The organism is Roseibium marinum (genome assembly GCF_002906165.1).
Taxonomy (GTDB): domain Bacteria; phylum Pseudomonadota; class Alphaproteobacteria; order Rhizobiales; family Stappiaceae; genus Roseibium; species Roseibium marinum.
Map to the genome: position 1 here is coordinate 52,700 of NZ_PPCN01000010.1, position 18,353 is coordinate 71,052.

16 protein-coding genes are annotated in these 18,353 nt (G+C 61.0%); 13 read left to right on the forward strand and 3 right to left on the reverse strand.

Annotation, left to right across the window (positions count from 1 at the left end):
- On the reverse strand, positions 1-717 hold the full coding sequence (locus CLV41_RS20015; protein WP_103224204.1) for a class II aldolase/adducin family protein: 717 nt from the start codon (positions 715-717) through the stop codon (positions 1-3).
- 166 nt (positions 718-883) lie between these two features.
- On the opposite strand from CLV41_RS20015, the gene CLV41_RS20020 reads away from it, so the two are divergent.
- Complete coding sequence (locus CLV41_RS20020) at positions 884-1,840, forward strand: DUF6030 family protein (RefSeq protein ID WP_146048610.1); 957 nt, start codon at positions 884-886, stop codon at positions 1,838-1,840.
- Between the two features lie 4 nt (positions 1,841-1,844).
- Here CLV41_RS20020 and CLV41_RS20025 read toward each other — a convergent pair whose 3' ends face one another.
- Positions 1,845-2,771: a pirin family protein gene (locus CLV41_RS20025; RefSeq protein WP_103224206.1), complete on the reverse strand. Its 927-nt coding sequence runs from the start codon at positions 2,769-2,771 to the stop codon at positions 1,845-1,847.
- A 148-nt stretch (positions 2,772-2,919) separates the two neighbouring features.
- Here CLV41_RS20025 and CLV41_RS20030 point away from each other — a divergent pair, with 148 nt between their 5' ends.
- Positions 2,920-3,444: a P-loop NTPase family protein gene (locus CLV41_RS20030; protein ID WP_103224207.1), complete on the forward strand. Its 525-nt coding sequence runs from the start codon at positions 2,920-2,922 to the stop codon at positions 3,442-3,444.
- A gap of 84 nt (positions 3,445-3,528) precedes the next feature.
- Positions 3,529-4,134 (forward strand): thiamine phosphate synthase, encoded by a 606-nt coding sequence (locus CLV41_RS20035; RefSeq protein WP_103224208.1) that lies wholly within the window; start codon positions 3,529-3,531, stop codon positions 4,132-4,134.
- A gap of 45 nt (positions 4,135-4,179) precedes the next feature.
- Here the strand turns inward: CLV41_RS20035 and CLV41_RS20040 are convergent, their stop codons facing one another.
- Positions 4,180-5,061 (reverse strand): LysR family transcriptional regulator, encoded by an 882-nt coding sequence (locus CLV41_RS20040; RefSeq protein ID WP_103224372.1) that lies wholly within the window; start codon positions 5,059-5,061, stop codon positions 4,180-4,182.
- A gap of 297 nt (positions 5,062-5,358) precedes the next feature.
- On the opposite strand from CLV41_RS20040, the gene CLV41_RS20045 reads away from it, so the two are divergent.
- The 10 genes from CLV41_RS20045 to CLV41_RS20095 all read left to right on the forward strand — a co-directional run bounded on the left by CLV41_RS20045 (position 5,359) and on the right by CLV41_RS20095 (position 18,314).
- Positions 5,359-6,858 (forward strand): CoA-acylating methylmalonate-semialdehyde dehydrogenase, encoded by a 1,500-nt coding sequence (locus CLV41_RS20045; RefSeq protein ID WP_103224209.1) that lies wholly within the window; start codon positions 5,359-5,361, stop codon positions 6,856-6,858.
- 181 nt (positions 6,859-7,039) lie between these two features.
- The gene (cydD, locus tag CLV41_RS20050; protein ID WP_208987629.1) at positions 7,040-8,899 is read left to right on the forward strand and encodes a thiol reductant ABC exporter subunit CydD; all 1,860 of its coding nucleotides are present in this window, start codon (positions 7,040-7,042) and stop codon (positions 8,897-8,899) included.
- A complete protein-coding gene (gene cydC / locus CLV41_RS20055; protein ID WP_103224210.1) occupies positions 8,896-10,566 on the forward strand; it encodes a thiol reductant ABC exporter subunit CydC in 1,671 nt (556 codons plus the stop codon). The genes cydD and cydC overlap by 4 nt, the downstream gene beginning before the upstream one ends.
- A 268-nt stretch (positions 10,567-10,834) precedes the next feature.
- Entirely contained in the window at positions 10,835-12,439 is a 1,605-nt protein-coding gene (locus tag CLV41_RS20060) for a cytochrome ubiquinol oxidase subunit I (protein WP_103224211.1), read from the forward strand.
- A 5-nt stretch (positions 12,440-12,444) separates the two neighbouring features.
- On the forward strand, positions 12,445-13,602 hold the full coding sequence (cydB, locus tag CLV41_RS20065; protein ID WP_103224212.1) for a cytochrome d ubiquinol oxidase subunit II: 1,158 nt from the start codon (positions 12,445-12,447) through the stop codon (positions 13,600-13,602).
- Between the two features lie 12 nt (positions 13,603-13,614).
- Entirely contained in the window at positions 13,615-13,734 is a 120-nt protein-coding gene (gene cydX, locus CLV41_RS20070; protein ID WP_103224213.1) for a cytochrome bd-I oxidase subunit CydX, read from the forward strand.
- 243 nt (positions 13,735-13,977) lie between these two features.
- Entirely contained in the window at positions 13,978-14,454 is a 477-nt protein-coding gene (locus tag CLV41_RS20075; RefSeq protein ID WP_208987630.1) for a TRAP transporter small permease subunit, read from the forward strand.
- Complete coding sequence (locus tag CLV41_RS20080) at positions 14,451-16,007, forward strand: TRAP transporter large permease (protein WP_103224214.1); 1,557 nt, start codon at positions 14,451-14,453, stop codon at positions 16,005-16,007. Before CLV41_RS20075 ends, CLV41_RS20080 begins: the two co-directional genes overlap by 4 nt.
- Positions 16,008-16,026: 19 nt before the next feature.
- Positions 16,027-17,091, forward strand: a complete 1,065-nt coding sequence (locus tag CLV41_RS20085) for a TRAP transporter substrate-binding protein (protein WP_103224215.1) — start codon at positions 16,027-16,029, stop codon at positions 17,089-17,091.
- A gap of 416 nt (positions 17,092-17,507) precedes the next feature.
- Positions 17,508-18,314, forward strand: a complete 807-nt coding sequence (locus CLV41_RS20095; RefSeq protein ID WP_103224217.1) for a hypothetical protein — start codon at positions 17,508-17,510, stop codon at positions 18,312-18,314.
- Positions 18,315-18,353 lie beyond the last annotated feature (39 nt).

Genomic DNA, 18,353 nt, shown 5'->3' on the forward strand with positions numbered 1-18,353 from the left:
TCATCCCACCCGTTTCGGCAGCTCGAAAGCCGCCGCCTGTCCGTCTTCCAGTTCGTTCGTCTGCTTGCCGTAGCTTTTGAACTTCTTGAGTATATTTGCCATTTCCGTGGCATCTAGAATGACAGGGTCACCAAGCGTCAGCGCGGACAGATACTGATCGGCGAGGTCCTCCACCCCTTCCGCGACCGACAACGCCTTGCCGAGGGTCGGACCGCCCGCGATCTGGCCGTGATTGGCGAGCAGGCAGGCGTTGCGCTCTCCCAGCGCGGCAGCCATCGCCTCCGACAGCGCCCTGGTGCCGAAAGTGGCATAATCGGCGCATTCGATCCGGTCGCCGCCCGCCAGAGCCACCATATAGTGGAACGCGGGTATGCCGCGACGATGGCAGGCAAGCGCCGTCGCGCGCGGGCTGTGGCAATGAACGACGGCACCGCAGGCCGGTTTAGCCAGGTAAAAATCAAGATGCATGCGCCATTCGGAAGACGGCAGGACATCTCCCCGGTAGCAGCCGTCCAGATCCATCGCGACGATCTTGTCTTCCCTCAGGTCCTCGTAAGGCGTCCCGGAGGGCGTCACCAGAAAACCGGAATTTATGCGTGCACTGACATTGCCGGACGTGCCCTTGGTGAGACCGAGCCGGGAGAGCGCACGCGCCGTTTCGATAATCTCACGCCGCACGTCAGGGCCGTCGGCGGGAAAGCTAGAATTTTCGGACATTTGGGCCTTCAGACTGGATTCGGCGAATACAGGAGCAGGTGGGTTGCGGAACCGGTACCCCGGTTCAGACCCTAATTGACAGAGCTCGGGTTGCGTTTTCAAGACTTTGGTTTGATATATCGCGAACCTTGCCCCGGCAACAGATGGCGCGGTGGAAACGGACTGAATGGCAGGCTGGACGGACAGGATAAGGCAGTTGCTTTCTCGGGATGCGGTACAGGACCGCGACCTGGAGGAAAAAAAACGGCCAATCCGGAGAACCGGCCCTGGGTCGAACGCCCCGCACTGGGCTGTGGAGGAGAGCGATCCGGCGACCGCATCCGGCAAGTCCGCTACGGCTGGTCAAAAGACCGGGCAGCCCCGAAAATCGCAGTTTGTCACCCACTATTATGTTTGGGGAACGCTGGCGTTTTTGCTGCTGGGCTCCGCCTCGGGCGTGCTGGTCTGGCGGCTGAAGCAAGGTCCGGGTGCCGAAGCGACAGGACCGCGCCTCAGTGACCCGCTTTTGCCATTGGGCGACCGGGAACGGGAGGAACTGCTCAATCCGTCGCCGGAACTCAGCGCGGAGCTGAAACGCGGCTTTCATGGCAAACCCTCGGCGCTCTGCGCCGAACTGCATGATCTCGGGCTGGAAAATCCGGGCTGGAAGAGAGCGCCCTTCCAGCCCGACCGCTGGCAGTGCGCTTCAGATCTGGTGGCGCTGACCACGCCAAGCGTCGATTACGGCTCCACGACGCTGTTTTTCCTGCTCCGGGGCCCTTCGCAAGACAAGATCGACTATCTGCGTCTGAAACTGGTTGTCGAGGACCCGAAGCAGAAACAGATCGGGCTGGACGCCGTCTGGCTCGTGATCGATGCTCTGGCCACCCGCTACGGCTGGACGGTTCCCGGCCCGTTCCGGCAAGCGATATCCGGATTTGAGAAGCTGGAGACCATCCATCGGGGTGTCAGACTGTCGGTCGCCCCGGAGGACCCTAAACTGACCGGGGATCCGTGGGCTGGCCGCCGTCTCAACATCATCCTGAATTTCGGCGAGCCGGACCTGATCCGGCCCGCCGACCGTTTCGAAAAAGCGCCGCCTCTGGAAAGCGGCTGGAGTGTCGAACAACCTGGATCGCGGTGAACCTTCAGCGGTCCGGCAAGGGAATAAACTCTTCGGCGTCGCCCGGAACGGTGTCGAAACGTCCGCGCCGCCAGTCTTCCTTCGCCTGTTCGATCCGCTCCTTGGAGGAAGAGACGAAATTCCACCAGATGTAACGCCGTCCGTCCATCGGCTCGCCGCCGAGAACCACAAAACGCGCCGCCTCCGGTGTGTTATTCTCGACCACCAGATGATCGCCCGCCTTGAAAACCAGCAACTGGGCCGGATCGAAGCTCTGGCCGGCGATGCTGATCCGCCCGGATACCGTATAAAGGCCGCGCTCTTCCCAGCCCGCGTCGAGCGGAATTTTCGCGCCGGGCTCCAGCGAGATATCGGCATAAAACATGTCCGAGGCCGTCTGGACCGGAGCCTTGTGTCCGAAAAGCTGGCCGGCAATCAGCTTGACGGAAGCTCCCTTGTCGGAAAATTCCGGCTGCGCGTCCGCGCCGAAATGTTGAAAGGCCGGTGCGCCTTCCTCCAGATGTTTCGGCAGGGCGACCCAGCTTTGCAGGCCGAACAGCGGTCGCTTTTCAAGCCGGCGCTCCGCCCGCTCGCGTTCGGAATGGACGATGCCCTTGCCCGCGCTCATCCAGTTCAGCGCTCCGGGCGTGATTGCGATTTCGGTGCCGAGACTGTCGCGGTGATACATTTCCCCCTCGAACAGGTAGGTGACCGTCGCAAGGCCGATATGCGGGTGCGGCCGCACATCGATGCCGCCGCCGACAAGCAGTTCGGCCGGCCCCATCTGGTCGAAGAAGATGAACGGGCCGACCATCCGGCGCCGCGCGGAGGGCAGGGCCCGGCGAACCGAGAAGCCGCCGAGATCGGAGGTCCGCGGGACGATAATGGTCTCGACCGGATCGCAACTTGCGGCGTCTCCGGCGACTGGGTCGGGGGTATTCAACCAGCTCATCTGCCTCTCCTTGAATATCAATGCGCGTCTGGAGATCAGATAAGAACTTCTCCGTAATAATGTCCATTGAACAGTGTGTTTGCGTCTTTTCATTCTTGCAAGGACCGTTATAAAGGCCGGCCTTTCCTGCAAATCTCGGTGACTTTTCATGAAACGCGTCATGATCGTCGGTGCCCCCGGATCCGGCAAAAGCATGCTCGCGATCGCGCTTGGCAAGAAAACCGGCCTGCCGGTCCATCACATGGACAAGATCCACTATAAGCCGGGCTGGGTCGCACGCACGAAAGCGGAAAAGGACAGGCTCACTCACGAAGTGCATGTCCAGGATCGCTGGATATTAGAAGGCGGACATTCAAACACTTACGGGGAACGGCTCGCCCGCGCCGACACCTTCATCTGGCTTGATATGCCCGTTGGCGTCCGTTTGTTCCGCGTATTGCGCCGATCCGCGAAATATTATGGCCAAAGCCGCCCGGACCTTCCGGACGGCTGTGTGGAACCTTTCAATCTTGAAACCTTCGAGTTCCTTCATTCCATCTGGCGGACCCGTCACAGCGCCCGGCGCAAGTTGGAGGCCATTTTTAGCGCGCCGCCGGCGCATCTGTCGGTCCACCGGCTGGAAACTCACGCGGACGTCCGGCAATACCTGGCCGGTCTCGCAGACGGGTACTGATACCGTGCTCCCGCCTTGACAGCGGGGGCGCCGGGCGACATGGCAGGTCCGGCAACATCTTTTTACCGGCAGGGCGGCGCTAACATGAAACTCGATCCTTTTTATCCTCTCGTCGACAGCTCCGGATGGATCGAACGGCTTGTCCCGCTCGGCGTCAAGCTGGTTCAACTGCGCATCAAGGACATGCCGGAAGCCGAATTGCGCCGGGAAATCGCTGTTTCGAACGCGATCTGCGAAGATCATGGTTGCCGGTTGATCGTCAACGACCACTGGCAACTCGCCATCGAGGAAGGCTGCGATTTCGTCCATCTGGGTCAGGAGGATCTGGCCGATGCGGACGTCAGGGCCATCCGCAAGGCCGGTCTTCGTCTTGGCGTTTCCACCCATGACGGCGAAGAATTGGAAACGGCGCTGTCGGTCGATCCGGACTATGTCGCGCTGGGGCCGGTCTATCCGACCGGTTCGAAGGAGCTCAAATGGGCACCGCAGGGGCTGGAAAAGATCGGCGGCTGGAAACGGCAGATCGGCGGACTGCCCCTTGTGGCCATTGGCGGCCTTACTTTGGAGCGGGTGTCGGGCGTTTTTGAAAACGGCGCCGACGTGGCGGCCGTCATTTCCGACGTCACCGGCAACCGGGATCCGGAAGCCCGGACACGGGAGTGGCTTTCGCTGACGGAAAAATGGCGATGAAGGCAGAATTGCCCGATCCAGACGATTTTCGGTTCTGGCAGTCTTTCAGGCGAATATCGCTTTATCGTGCGCGACCTGATCGCGCAGGAAGTCCTGGACGGCGGCCACGTGGCGCAGCGGACGGGAGCTTTCATGGGTCACCATCCAGTAGGCCCGGCGGATCTTGATCTCCGGCAGAACCGCTACAAGGCTGGGATCAGCGCGCGCGATGAAATCGTGCAGGATGCCGATGCCCGCGCCCGCGCGCACCGCCTCGGTCTGGCCGAGGGCGGAGGCGATTTCGAACCGGGCCGACCAGTCGCGCGTTATTTCCGTGCCGTAGCTGAGCGAAGGGGAATAAAGAATATCCTCCACATAGCCGATCAGATCGTGCGCGCTTAAATCGCCTGCTGTCCCGGGCGTGCCGCGCCGGTCGAGATAAGCCCGGGAGGCGTAGAGACCGAGCGCGTAATCCACCAGTTTGCCCGCAACGAGGCGCCCGGTTTCCGGCCGGTCGACCGTTACCGCAATGTCGGCTTCGCGCCGCGACAGCGAGAAGGAGCGGGGCATTGGAACGAGCTGGATCGTCAGGCCGGGATGTCTTTCCGTGAGCTTGCCCAGGCGGGGTGCAAGATAGGCGACCCCGAACCCGTCCGGCGCGCCAATGCGCACGGTGCCGCTAATGCCGGGCGTATCGCCGCCGAGATCGGCCTGCGCGGCAACGGCCTCCGCTTCCATCCGCTCCGCCCGTTCAAAGAAACGGTCGCCGCTTTCGGTCAGGACACATCCGGACGTTGATCGGTCGAACAGCCGTGCGCCCAGGCTCTCCTCCAGGGACGTAAGCCTTCGGGCGACGGTGGCGTGATTGACGCCAAGCCGTCGTGCAGCCGCCAGGATCTGGCCCGTGCGGGCAATGGCAAGGAATACGCGGATATCGTCCCAGTTCATGATCAGCCGGTCCGGTTGCGGTGTTGGTCCCTCATCACCGGGCTTGACCCGGTGATCCAAGCCGTTTTCTCTCCAGGGGGAAGCATTTCCAGGAGGCGAGGCCGAGGCATGGAGTGCCGGATCAAGCCCGGCAATGACGGAAACATATGAGACGTCTTTGTACCATAACTATAAAAAACGCACAACAGATACGGAAAACTGCGGCTTGTTTATTGCAAAAATAAAAGTCAAAAAGACAGAGAATTAAAAGCCAGAAACAGGGTCTGCGCGCGGCAGGGCTTATGGGAGAAACGCAAAATGCAGAAAATCGGTCATTTTATCGGCGGCAAGCATGTGGATGGTACATCCGGCCGTTTCGCGGATGTCTATAATCCGGCCACCGGCGAGGTGCAGGCTCAGGTCGCGCTCGCCAGCCAGCAGGAAATGGACGCGGCCATCGCCAATGCCGCTGCCGCGCAGCCGGCCTGGGCGGCCACCAACCCGCAGCGCCGTGCCCGCGTCATGATGAAATTCGTCGACCTGCTCAACCGCGACATGGACAAGCTGGCCGAAGCGCTCTCACGTGAACACGGCAAGACCCTGCCGGACGCCAAGGGCGATGTGATCCGCGGCCTGGAAGTCGCGGAATTCTGCATCGGTGCCCCGCATCTCCTCAAGGGTGAATTCTCCGAGGGCGCGGGTCCGGGCATCGACATGTATTCCATGCGCCAGCCGCTCGGCGTCGTCGCCGGCATCACGCCGTTCAACTTCCCGGCGATGATCCCGATGTGGAAATTCTGCCCGGCGATCGCCGCCGGCAATGCCTTCATTTTGAAGCCTTCCGAGCGCGATCCGTCCGTGCCGATCATGCTCGCCGAACTGATGATCGAGGCCGGTCTGCCCGCCGGTATCCTGAACGTCGTCAACGGCGACAAGAGCGCTGTGGACGCAATCCTGGACGACGAGACCATTCAGGCCGTCGGCTTTGTCGGCTCCACGCCTATCGCGCAATATGTCTACTCGCGCGCAACGGCCTCCGGCAAACGGGCGCAGTGCTTCGGCGGCGCGAAAAACCACATGATCATTATGCCGGATGCCGACATGGATCAGGCCGCCGACGCGCTGATCGGCGCGGGCTACGGCGCGGCCGGTGAACGCTGCATGGCGGTTTCCGTCGCGGTTCCGGTCGGGGAAAGCACCGCCGACGCACTGATCGAAAAGCTGACGCCGAAGATCGAAGCCCTGAAGATCGGTCCCTACACGGCCGGCAACGACGTCGATTTCGGTCCGCTGGTCACCAGGGAAGCCCTGGCGCGCGTCAAGGGCCTTGTCGAGCAGGGCATCAAGGAAGGGGCTAAGCTCGTTGTCGACGGCCGCGACTTCTCCATGCAGGGCTATGAGGACGGTTTCTTCATGGGTGGTTGCCTGTTCGATAATGTCACCAGGGACATGGACATCTACAAGACCGAAATCTTCGGCCCGGTTCTCTCCGTTGTCCGCGCGAAGGACTATGAGGAAGCCCTCGACCTGCCGATGAGCCACGAGTACGGCAACGGCACGGCGATCTTTACCCGTGACGGCGATACGGCGCGCGATTTCGCCTCGCGCATCAATATCGGCATGGTCGGCATCAACGTGCCGATCCCGGTGCCGCTCGCCTATCACACCTTCGGCGGCTGGAAGAAATCCGGCTTCGGTGATCTCAACCAGCACGGTTCGGACGGGTTCAAGTTCTACACCCGTACCAAGACCGTCACCTCCCGCTGGCCGTCCGGCCTGAAGGATGGCGCCGAGTTCTCCATTCCGACGATGAAGTAAGATCGGACCAGCCTGCTTTCTGCTGAAGGCAGGAAGGTTCAGAAAATTTTGAGAGGGCGGCGCAATCGCGTCGCCCCTTTTTTGTTTTCCGCAGGTCTTTCTGCACTCCTGACCTGACCCGTTTCCTTGTGGAACTCGAAATACAGGCGCGGTAAGACGGGAGGGCGGGGAAACCGTGGCAATGTGCCACTTGAATTCGCCGGGGGAGCGCGACATCACATTTGCGATGCTAAAGAGATTGACTTCACAGACACCCGGAGCGGGAGAGACGGCGCAGCGGCAAGCAAATGCCGCTATCGGTCAGCCGCTCGCAAGTGAGGGGCACAGCCTGCGCCGGACCGGCTACCTCCTCGGGATGTCCGATCTGCTGTGGATCCCGCAAGCCGGATTGATCTCAATTGCCCTTGGAGCAATGCTGGCGGACCTCTTTGGGGCCGGAGCAACCAGCCCTCAATCCGCATCGGTTTCCGGTCAGCTTCTCGTGATCGTCGCGGGCCTGGTCTGCCTCGCGGTGCTCAGGATGCTTTTGCAGAACCGCGCACTGAACGGCGCCCGCCGCATTGCGCGCAAGATCCAGAGCCGGGCGAGGGCGGACATCCTGCGGGTGGCGGTGGAGCGGTCCCCCGCCGCGGTTTTTCCCGCGTCGGGCGTTTTCGCGGCCCAGATCACCGAACAGGTCGATCTTCTCGGGCCCTATTACCGCAATTATGTCCCGCAAGTCATGCGCCTGAAACTGGTGCCGCTGGCGATCGTTCTTGTTACGGTCTGGTTCAGCTGGCTGGCCGCGCTGATCCTTTTGATTTGCGGACCGCTGATCCCCGTCTTCATGGCGCTCATCGGAATGCGGGCGAAAGCCGCGAGCGCGGCGCAGCAGGAAGAACTGACCCGATTGAGCGGTATACTTCTGGACCGTATCCGCGGACTGGAAACGCTGGTCCTGTTCGGCGCGGCCGAACGCACCGAAGACGATATCCGCTCCGCCGGAGAGCGCTTCCGGCTCGGAACCATGCGCGTTCTCAAGATCGCCTTCCTGTCCTCCACCGTCCTGGAGCTGTTTTCCGCGCTCGGCATCGCGTTTTGCGCGGTCTATGTCGGGTTTTCGCTGCTGGGAGATATTGAGTTCGGCACCTGGGGCGCCCCGTTGACCTATTCGGGCGGGCTGTTCGTCCTGCTGCTGGCGCCGGAATTTTTCGCGCCGCTCAGGGCCTATGCCGCGGCCTATCACGACCGCGCCGCCGGTGTGGCTGCGCTGGAGAAACTGGCGGCACTGATCGAGGAAATCGGACCGGATAGTCCGCAACTGCCTGAATGCATCTCTATGGAAAACCCGGCTGCGGTCGCTGTGGATGGCATCTCATCGCCGCCGTCGATCCGCTTTTCGGACGTGACGCTCTCCCTTGCGGGGCGGCGGGTCTTCAGGAACATGGATCTTGATGTGGCACCGGGAGAAACGGTTTTTCTCACCGGACCGAGCGGCAGCGGCAAGACGACCCTTCTGGATTGTCTTCTCGGATTTCATCTGCCCGAGGAGGGGGAAATACGGATCGATGGAAAGAGCGCACGGCTGGTTGCCGGTCTTCTGCGCCGCAATGTGATCTGGATCAGCCAGTCCCCGCGTCTCTTCCATGGAAGCCTGAAGGCCAATCTGCTCAAGGGGGTGGAGGACGGAGCTCCGGTAAGCGAAGACGACCTCTGGACAGCTCTGCGTCTGGCCGGCGCGGAGGACCTTGTTAGGCGTCTGCCGCACGGGCTTGCCACCCCGTTGGGGGAAGACGGGTTTGGCCTGTCGGTCGGCGAAATCCGCCGCGTGGCGCTGGCGCGCGCCGCCATGCACCGCAAGGCAACACTGGTCCTTGCCGACGAGCCGACCGCGGGTCTCGACGAAGATACAGCGGCCGACGTGATCCGGGGCCTGAAAACCCTCACGGCCGGCCGCACCTCCCTGATCGCCTCCCATGATCCGGCTGTCCTCGAAATGCCGGGCCGGACCATTGATCTTGCCGAGCTGACGGCCGGAGTGAGGGAGGGGGCCACGCCATGAAAGCCGTCTGGCGGATCGTTTCCTCTCAGCACCAGCATGACCGGTTCCATTTCTGGCTTGGCATTCTCGCGGCCATCCTGCCCGCTGTTGCCGGTATCCTGCTGCTCGGGGTCTCCGGATGGTTCATCACCGCCGCGGCGCTGGCGGGGCTGAGCGGCGCGTTTCTGAACATTTTCGCGCCGAGCGCGATCATCCGCGCGCTCGCCATCGTCAGAACCGCGGGAAGATACGGAGAACGGGTGGTTACGCATGACGCGACGTTCCGGTTCCTGACCGCGTTGCGCAATCAGCTTTTCGCCGCGTTCTTGACAAGGAGAGACCGCCACCGCCGGTCAGGTGTTCTCCTCAACCGCCTGACCCTGGATATCAGCGCACTGGACACGGTTTATCTACGGATCGTCGTGCCGGTCCTTCTGTGTGTTTTCACCGCTGCCGCTCTCTTGTGCGTCTGGTTTGCCATAGCCGTTCCGGTGTTTGTGGCAGGGGTCGTGTTTCTGGGTGCCTGGGCCGGGCTGGCGTGGATTTCGGTCGCCCGGGCGGACAGAAAGGCCGCGCGGCGGGCGGATGCCGCTTCGGACGCCATCAGGCTTCGGGCGGCCGATCTGGTCGCGGGCCGCCGCGACCTTGCCATCTATGGCGGTCTCGATGCGGTTGCGGCATCTATCCTGTCCGCTGACGAACGGTTGACGGCGGCCGAGGACGTGGAGGAACGCCGGGCAACCCGGTTGATTTGTCTCTCGGGCCTTGTCGGCCAGGTTTTTCTTGCCGTCTCCCTTGCCGTGGCGGTCGTGGGAGCAGCGCAAGCCGCGTTCAGCCCGGCTCTTGCTGCCGGGCTGGTTCTGGTCGTGGTGGTTTTGCCGGAGCTGTTTTCCATGGCCCTGCCGGGCCTGGCCAGACTGCCGCGCACCGCATTGGCGGCCAAACGGGTATCGGCCCTTCAATCCGTGGCACCCGCGCGAACGTCCAACGCGCAAACGCCCGCGATCCATCGGCCAGGCGACAATCCTCCACTGCTTGGCTTTGAGGACGTGACTTTCCGCTATCCGGGAGCCGCGCGCGATGTTCTCGAGACGCTGTCATTCGACATCGGCAAAGCGGAAGCGGTCGCGATTGCCGGACGAAGCGGGTGTGGCAAGAGCACTGTCGCGGCCATCGCGTCACGCATGCTTGATCCTCGCGCCGGCCGCGTATGTCTGGATGGACGGGACCTTGGCGAGTACGACGAGCAGACGCTGCGCCGGTCGATCACCGTGCTCGGTCAGCGGGCGTATCTGTTCAATGACACGGTCGCTGCCAATCTGCGCATCGCAAATGCCGACGCGACCGATGCGGACCTTTGGACCGCATTGGAGCATGCCGCGCTGGTTGAGCGGATTTCCGACAGCTCGCAGGGACTTGGCACAGTTCTGGGCGAGGGGGGGCTCGGCCTCTCCGGCGGCGAGCAACGGCGGCTGGCGCTGGCGCGGGCGTTTTTGACCCGGCCGAAACTTTTTATTCTCGATGAGATGACGGAAGGGCTCGACAGCGAAACTGCTCGTGATGTTCTGTCCCGGTTTCTGCAATTCAGAGGAAACGCGTCGGTTCTGATGATCGCGCACAAGCGGCTTGAGCTTGATGCCGCGGACCGGATACTGCGCCTGCCTGAACCTGGACATGAAATCCGGTGAGTAAAGGCAGCTTCGCCGAAGTTTCCGGGGGCCGGTCACCATCTGTCGCATTGACCTTGCCCGGCCGCTGGGTCACGATCCCGGATGTGGAAGGTCATAGTATAAGGTCCTGACTTTAGCCGGTTTATCTCTTTTGTCGGAGCTGGAAACTCTGGTTTGAATCCAGGTTCGCCCGTACACATCAAACCCGCATCGTATGTGAGCCTTCACGCCTTGGATGCAAATGCATCGCGCTCAAGTCGGTTGTGGCTTGAAAAGGGGAAAAAAGATGGAATTCGACGTTGTCGACCTGTCCCGCCTGCAATTTGCCATGACGGCGCTTTACCATTTCCTGTTCGTGCCATTGACGATCGGACTGTCCGTTCTGCTTGCAACCATGGAAACGGTCTATGTGATGACCGGCCGTGAGATCTGGAAGCGCATGGTCAAGTTCTGGGGCACGCTCTTCGGGATCAATTTCGTCCTCGGGGTCGCGACAGGCCTCACCATGGAATTCCAGTTCGGCATGAACTGGGCCTATTTCAGCCAGTTTGTCGGCGACGTCTTCGGAGCGCCGCTTGCGATTGAAGGCCTGATGGCGTTTTTCCTGGAGGCAACCTTCGTCGGCCTGTTCTTCTTCGGCTGGGACAAGCTCTCCAGACGCCAGCACCTTGCCGCCACCTGGGCCGTGGCGATAGGAACCAATCTCTCCGCGCTGTGGATCCTCATAGCCAACGGCTGGATGCAGCATCCGGTGGGCTCCGTCTTCAATCCGGACACGATGCGCATGGAAGTCTCCAGCTTCTATGACGTTCTGTTCAACCCGGTCGCCCAGGCGAAATTCGTTCACACGGTCTCCGCGGGCTATATCACCGCCGCCATGTTCATGCTGGGCATATCCGCCTGGTACATGCTGCAGGGCCGGCACGTGCGGATCGCCAAACGGTCGATGGCAATTGCCTCGGCCTTCGGTTTTGCCTCCGCCCTGTCGGTTGTCGTCCTGGGAGACGAGAGCGGCTATGAAGCCAACCTGAACCAGAAGATGAAACTCGCCACCATCGAGGCGATGTGGGAAACCGAACCCGCGCCTGCGTCTTTCAACCTCGTTGCGTGGCCGGACATGAAGGGTCGCGACAACCTATTTGCCATCGAGGTGCCCTTTGTGATGGGCCTGATCGCCACCCGGTCCCTCGATACGGTGATCCCGGGAATCAAGGACCTTGTCGAGCACTCGAAGGATCGCATCGTGCAGGGGGCTATCGCCTGGGATGCCTTGCAGAAAATCCGCAGCGATCCCAAGGGCGTCGATGAAGAGGTGCGCAACACCTTCGCCAGGAATTCAGAGTCCCTTGGCTACGCCTATCTTCTGCTGCCATTTACCGACAATCCGATGGAAGCGACAGCCGACCAGGTGGATGCGGCCGCGTGGTCGACCGTACCTAACGTCCTTCCGATGTTCTACGCGTTCCGGATCATGGTCGCCTGCGGGTTCTTCTTTATCCTGATGACGGCGGTCTTCTTCTATTATTCCTCCTCGGGGCAGCTCGATGCGCTTCGGGAAAAGCGCCGTTGGCTGCTGCATATCGCGGTCTGGTCGATCCCGCTCCCCTGGATTGCCTGCGAGATGGGCTGGTTCGTCGCCGAATATGGCCGTCAGCCCTGGATCATTGAAAGCATGCTGCCGACGGCGGTCGGGGTTTCGAGCCTCAGCGTGACGGAGGTGTTGCTGACACTTGCCGGGTTCGTGGCGCTTTACAGCACGCTTCTGGTGATCGAGGTCGCCCTGATGATCAAATATGTCAGGATAGGCCCGGATGACGGGGACCCGGCAGACCCCTCGTCTGAAACGTCACCGCGTCCGGTCTCCGGCGCAGCCCCTGTTCCAGCGGAGTAGGACATATGGTTCTTCATGAATTGATCGATTACTCGACGCTGAAAATGATCTGGTGGCTGCTTCTCGGCGTGCTGCTGATCGGATTTGCGGTCATGGACGGTTTCGACATGGGCGTTGGAACCCTGCTGCCCTTCATTGCCGAGACCGATATAGAGCGGCGTATCGTGATCAACACCATCGGCGCGACCTGGGAAGGCAATCAGGTCTGGTTCATCCTGGCGGGCGGGGCCATCTTCGCCGCCTGGCCGCCGCTTTACGCAATCAGCTTTTCCGGTTTTTACCTTGCGATGTTCGTGGTGCTCGCCGCCATGATCCTGCGGCCGGTGGCATTCAAGTACAGATCCAAGCGGCCCGACCCGTCGTGGCGGAGCGCCTGGGACTGGGCCTTGTTTACCGGCTCCTTCGTTCCGGCGCTGGTGTTTGGCGTTGCGGTGGGCAATGTCCTGTTGGGTGTGCCCTACAAGCTCGATTCGGACCTGCGCATGACGTATGACGGTTCGTTCTTCGGGTTGTTTTCCCTCTTCCCCCTGCTTTGCGGATTGCTTTCCGTGACGATGCTGGTCATGCACGGCTCGGTCTGGCTGGTCATGCGGGCCAGCGGGGATATCGCACGCCGGGCCCGCCGTACCGGCACGGTTGCCGCCGGTTTTGGCATCGTGCTCTTCGCGCTTGGCGGGTATCTGGTCGCCACCGGTTTTGTCGAAGGCTTCCGGATCACTTCCGAAGTCGATCCAAACATGGCGGCCAACCCGCTTGCCAAGCAGGTGGTGGTGGAGGGCGGCGCCTGGATGCGCAATTATGCGGCGCATCCGATCCTTTGGCTGGCGCCCGCAATCGGTTTCCTCGGCCTCGTCGGAACACTGATCCTGCTGCAGACACGACTGGAAATGCTGGTCTTCGGGTTCTCCAAATTGGCGGTGTTCGGGATCATTTCCACCGTGGGCGTCTCCATGTTCCCCTTCATCCTGCCATCCTCGGTCCAGCCGGAGGCCAGCCTGACGGTGTGGGACGCGGCTTCCACGCATCGGACCCTGTTCAACATGCTCGTGGCGACGGCGATCTTTCTGCCGATCATCCTTGTCTACACGGCTTGGGTCTACAAGGTGCTTTGGGGCAAGGTTGACGAGGAAACCATCGAACGCGACAACCATACGGCTTACTGAGGAGATGAACGGATGTGGTATTTTGCCTGGGCGCTCGGCATGCCTCTTGCGTGCTGCATGGCGATCATGAACGCCATGTGGCTGGAAATGCGTTCCGATGACGCACGCAGGCCGCGCGGCGACGGTTCCTGAGTCTTACGGGATTGACCGTGCAAACCGCGAATGCGCGGCGGAGACTGGCCGCGGCAGCGGGAATAAGCGAATTTCGGTCTTTTGGAGGGCGGAAACAAGAAATCCTGTTACCCCGCATGAATTCCGGCAAATCATTGTATACACGCGTGATTCCGCCAATTAAGTTGGTCCGCTCCCGAGCTGGCGGGACGTGACTTCTGCTGGCGATCGAAGAACCGTAATTTTGCGCAAAACGGACATTTTATGCGGAATGTGTTTGTGACCGTGCGGTCGGTCTGCATGGGGCTGGCCGTCATCGTCTTTCTCGGACAACTCGCCATGGTGCTGATGCGCTATCTTCTCGGCGTCGGCTTTCTGGAAATCCAGGATGGGGTCAACTACGCGTTCGCGGCGCTCGTTGCCCTGTCGGTCGCCGTGACCTTCGATGCGGACAGACATGTGCGTGTGGATGTCCTGCGCCAGAGATGGAGCGCGCTCACCAACCGGCGGGTCGACTGGCTTGGCGATCTCCTGCTTGCGCTGCCGGTTTTCGCTCTCATGGCGTGGTCGGCGTTCCCGCTGGTGCGAAGTTCCTGGGCCATTCTCGAAGGCTCGCCGGAAACCGGCGGCCTGCCGGGCCTGTTCATCGTCAAGACCTGCCTCCTGATCCTGCCGTTGTTGATTGTTCTGCTTGTTCTTCACCGCTTTGCCGGTCTCATTCGGCGGATTGCCGCCAGATGAACCCGGATCTTCTCTGGCTTGCCGTTCTGGCTTTCGCCGTCTTCGGCGCAATCCTCTCCGGTGTTCCTGTCCTTCTGGCTATTGCCGGCGCTCCGACGCTGATTGCGCTTCTCGCGGCAACAGCGGGGGATTTCGACCTGGTCTTTTTTCAGGCGGTGCCCCAGCGGGTCTACGGCGTGATGACCAACCCGCTGCTTCTTGCCGTGCCGCTTTTTGTGCTCATGGGGCTGCTGCTGGAGAAATCCGGTCAGGCCGAGCGCATGCTGAAGAGTCTCACGGCCGCGCTCGGCGGCAACCAGTCGGCGCTGGCGGTGTCGGTGGTGCTCGTCAGCGCGTTGATCGCCGCCTCGACAGGCATTATCGGCGCGACGATAGTCATGCTCGGCACCATCACGCTGCCGGCGCTTTTGTCCGCCGGTGTGAACAAGCATATGAGCAGCGGGCTGATTTGCGCCAGCGGCACGCTCGGCCAGATCATCCCGCCCTCTATCGTGCTGATCCTGCTCGGGGATCAGGTCTCAAATGCCTATTTCCAGGCGCAGCAGGAAGCCGGCAATTTCGCGCCGGATCCCGTGACCGTCGGCGACCTGTTCGCAGGGGCGCTTATTCCCGGACTGCTGCTGGTGGCATTCTATGCGGCCTATGTTCTGTTGAAACTGCGCGCATCTCCCTCCAGGGACCAATCGGCCCCTGTCCGCACCGAAATTTCCGCCGGTCAACTGGCCCGCAATATCGCCCCGACGCTTGGGCTCATCGTTGCCGTTCTCGGCAGTATTCTGCTTGGCATCGCGACCCCCACGGAGGCTGCCAGCGTCGGTGTGGCCGGAGCCATCCTGATCGCGTCGGCGGTCGAAAGCCGCCCCAGTTTGCGCATCGCGTCAGCCTGCGCCGCGCTTGCCGTCCTGCTTCTGGGATTGCGTCAGGCAGGACTGTTCGGCCTGGAGTTCTCCGGCGGACGCATCGCCTGGTCGCTCCTGACGGTGATTTCGGTTTCGCTGACGGCATGTGCCTTCGCGCTGCTGCTTGCCGCGATGGTTTCGCTTCTGCGCGGCGGTGTGCTTCTGCCGGCGTTGCGCGAAACCGTTACGATCACCGGCATGATCTTCGGCATCGTGATCGCCGCCGGTATCCTGTCGCTGGTCTTTCGCGGTTTTGACGGCGACGAACATGTCGCCGAGCTGTTGCAGTCGTTGCCCGGCGGGGCCTATGGCATGCTGTTGCTGACGATGCTGGTGATCTTCCTGCTCGGCTTCATTCTGGAATTCGTGGAGATCATTTTCATCGTCGTTCCCATCGTCGGGCCGATCATCCTGCAATCGGACATCAGCCCGGTCTGGTTCGCGGTGCTGATCGCGCTCAATCTGCAAACATCGTTCTTGACACCGCCATTCGGTTTCGCGCTCTTCTATTACAGGTCGGTCGCGCCTGCGGAAATCAGGACGGCGGATATTTATGTCGCGGTTATTCCGTTTGTCGCCATTCAACTGCTGGCACTGGCACTTGTCGCCGCCTTTCCGGCGCTTTCAACCTGGTTGCCCGCAATTCTGTTCTGATCAGTCGGGGAGATAATCTATGAAAAGACGTGATTTCTTGAAGGCGGGCGCTATTGCCGCACCCGCAACCATGCTGGCGGCACCGGCAATTGCCCAGGGCAAGGTCGAGTGGAAGCTGCCGACGTCCTTTCCGGCCAAGGCGCCGGGTGTCGGCACGAACGTCACCACCTTCGCCGACCGCGTGGCCGCCATGTCCGACGGCCAGCTGACCTTCAAGGTCTATTCGAGCGGCGAACTCGTGCCACCGTTCAGCGTCGAGGACGCGGTAGAGCAGGGGACGGCTGAAATAGGTCATTCCACGCCCTATTACGCGGCGTCGAAAAACTCGGCCCTGCATTTCTTTTCCGCCGTTCCCTTCGGCATGACGGCCGAAGAGACAACCGCCTGGCTGCGTTATGGCGGCGGACAGGATCTGTGGAACAGCATCTATGCCGAACGCGGGCTGGTCCCGTTTTATTCCGGAAACTCCGGCGTCCAGGCAGCCGGCTGGTTCAAGAAGCCGATTGAGAGCCTGAACGATCTGGCCGGACTGAACATGCGTATCGCGGGCCTTGGCGGGGAGGCGATGCGCAAGCTGGGTGTCAATGCCGTTCTGCTGCCGCCTCCGGAAATCTTCCCGGCGTTCCAGTCCGGCGCGATCGACGCGGCCGAATGGGTCGGACCGATGCTGGATCAGGCTTTCGGCCTGCAGAAGGTCGCGAAATACTGCTACGTTCCTGCCTTCCACGAGCCTTCGGCGGGTCTTGAGATCGTCGTCAACAAGGAGGCTTACGACAGCCTGGCGCCGCACCTGCAGGCCATTATCGCCAACGCCGCCGAGGCCGCTTCGGTGGAAACCACGGCCCAGTTCGATTATTACAACGCGGTCGCCATGCGGAAGCTGAAATCGGAAGGCATCACCTTTACCGCCTTCCCGCAAGACGTGACGGCAGCGCTCAAGACAGCCGTTGCCGAGGTCATGGCGGAAAACGCCGCCTCCAACCCGTCATTCGCCGAAGTCCAGAAAAGCTATGACGCGTTTCTCGATCTTTCCAGGGACTATGCGGTTCTCATGAAGGCGGCAACCTACACACAGCGGCTTTAGGGTCTGTGGACAATTAGGTTTGGGTCGCGGCGCGAGCCGGATTTCGGTGTCTGAACAGGAGGAAAGTCCGCAGTGGTGCGGCCCACCACAAGGACTTTCCGACACAGTCGGGACCGAAATCCGCCACGTCTCGAAGAGATTTGGCGCAAAACGCCCATTTCGGCGTCGCAATGTCTTGAAAGGGAACACCCTTCCTGCGACGACCTTGCTTCTTGAACTGGGCGTTTTGCATCCAAACCTCGACCAATTCCTTATTGTCCACAGACCCTAGGTGTTTAGTCCCGGCATTTGATGGATCGTTTTGATCCCTGCGGTGCGCGCGGATCTATCATTTGGCCGCCGTATCAACCTGTGATAGTTTTCAAGAATTGAATACAATCGAGGAATTTCCCGACTGATATTTATGGAGAGAGACTATGAAGGGTATTCTCGCCGCCGTATTTCTTACCCTGGGGTTCTACATTATCCCGGTTCCCGCGCATGCTGCGGACAATCTGCCACCGCCCGGATCGGACAGCTGGACCGTACCCACCCAGTTCCTCGCGTGTAGCGGCAACCCCTACGCGCTTTGTTATTATTCCGGCCCCGATATCGCGACGCCGAGCAGACGGTATTCCGACCCGCCGGTCCTGCCATGCAAGGTGGATCCCAACGGCCCCGGGGCAGCCGAATGCACCTGCTACGCGGTAACCGACTTGCCTGACGTTTCGGACAAAAATCCCCTGAACCTGGAACTTCAGTACAATTATGTCCTGATGACCGGCATCCTGCAGAAAGAAACACACAAGAAAACCATAGAGGAATGCGGACCACTGGGCGGTAAATGCCTCAACCTGACAAACCTGAACAGCTGTGCCGGTTCCGATTTCCAGGGCGAGGGCTGTCAGCAGGCGGAGGTCTGCTCGATGCTTGGCAATATCGGTACGGGCTCTCCGCAGACGCTTTACAAGAATCTGAAAGATGTGACGCTGATTTCGACTTTCAGTTTGGATCATGTCTCGGAGCACAGTTTTGGCTCGACCGCATGCGAGGGCGGTCTGTATGCAGGCTGCATGACCGCTCCGTGCAAACAGGACGAAAACGGCCTGACAACCTGCCAGTGTCCCACTGTCGACGGTCCTTATCAGATCGGGCAGAGATCCGAACGGCTCAGGGAACTTGGCCTTGGCTGCGACATTTCTCCGAATGTCTGGTCTGCCGCCAACCGTATCACACCGCCTTGAAATCAAAGCGGCCCAAACCGCGCGTTTCAGGGTCAGGAT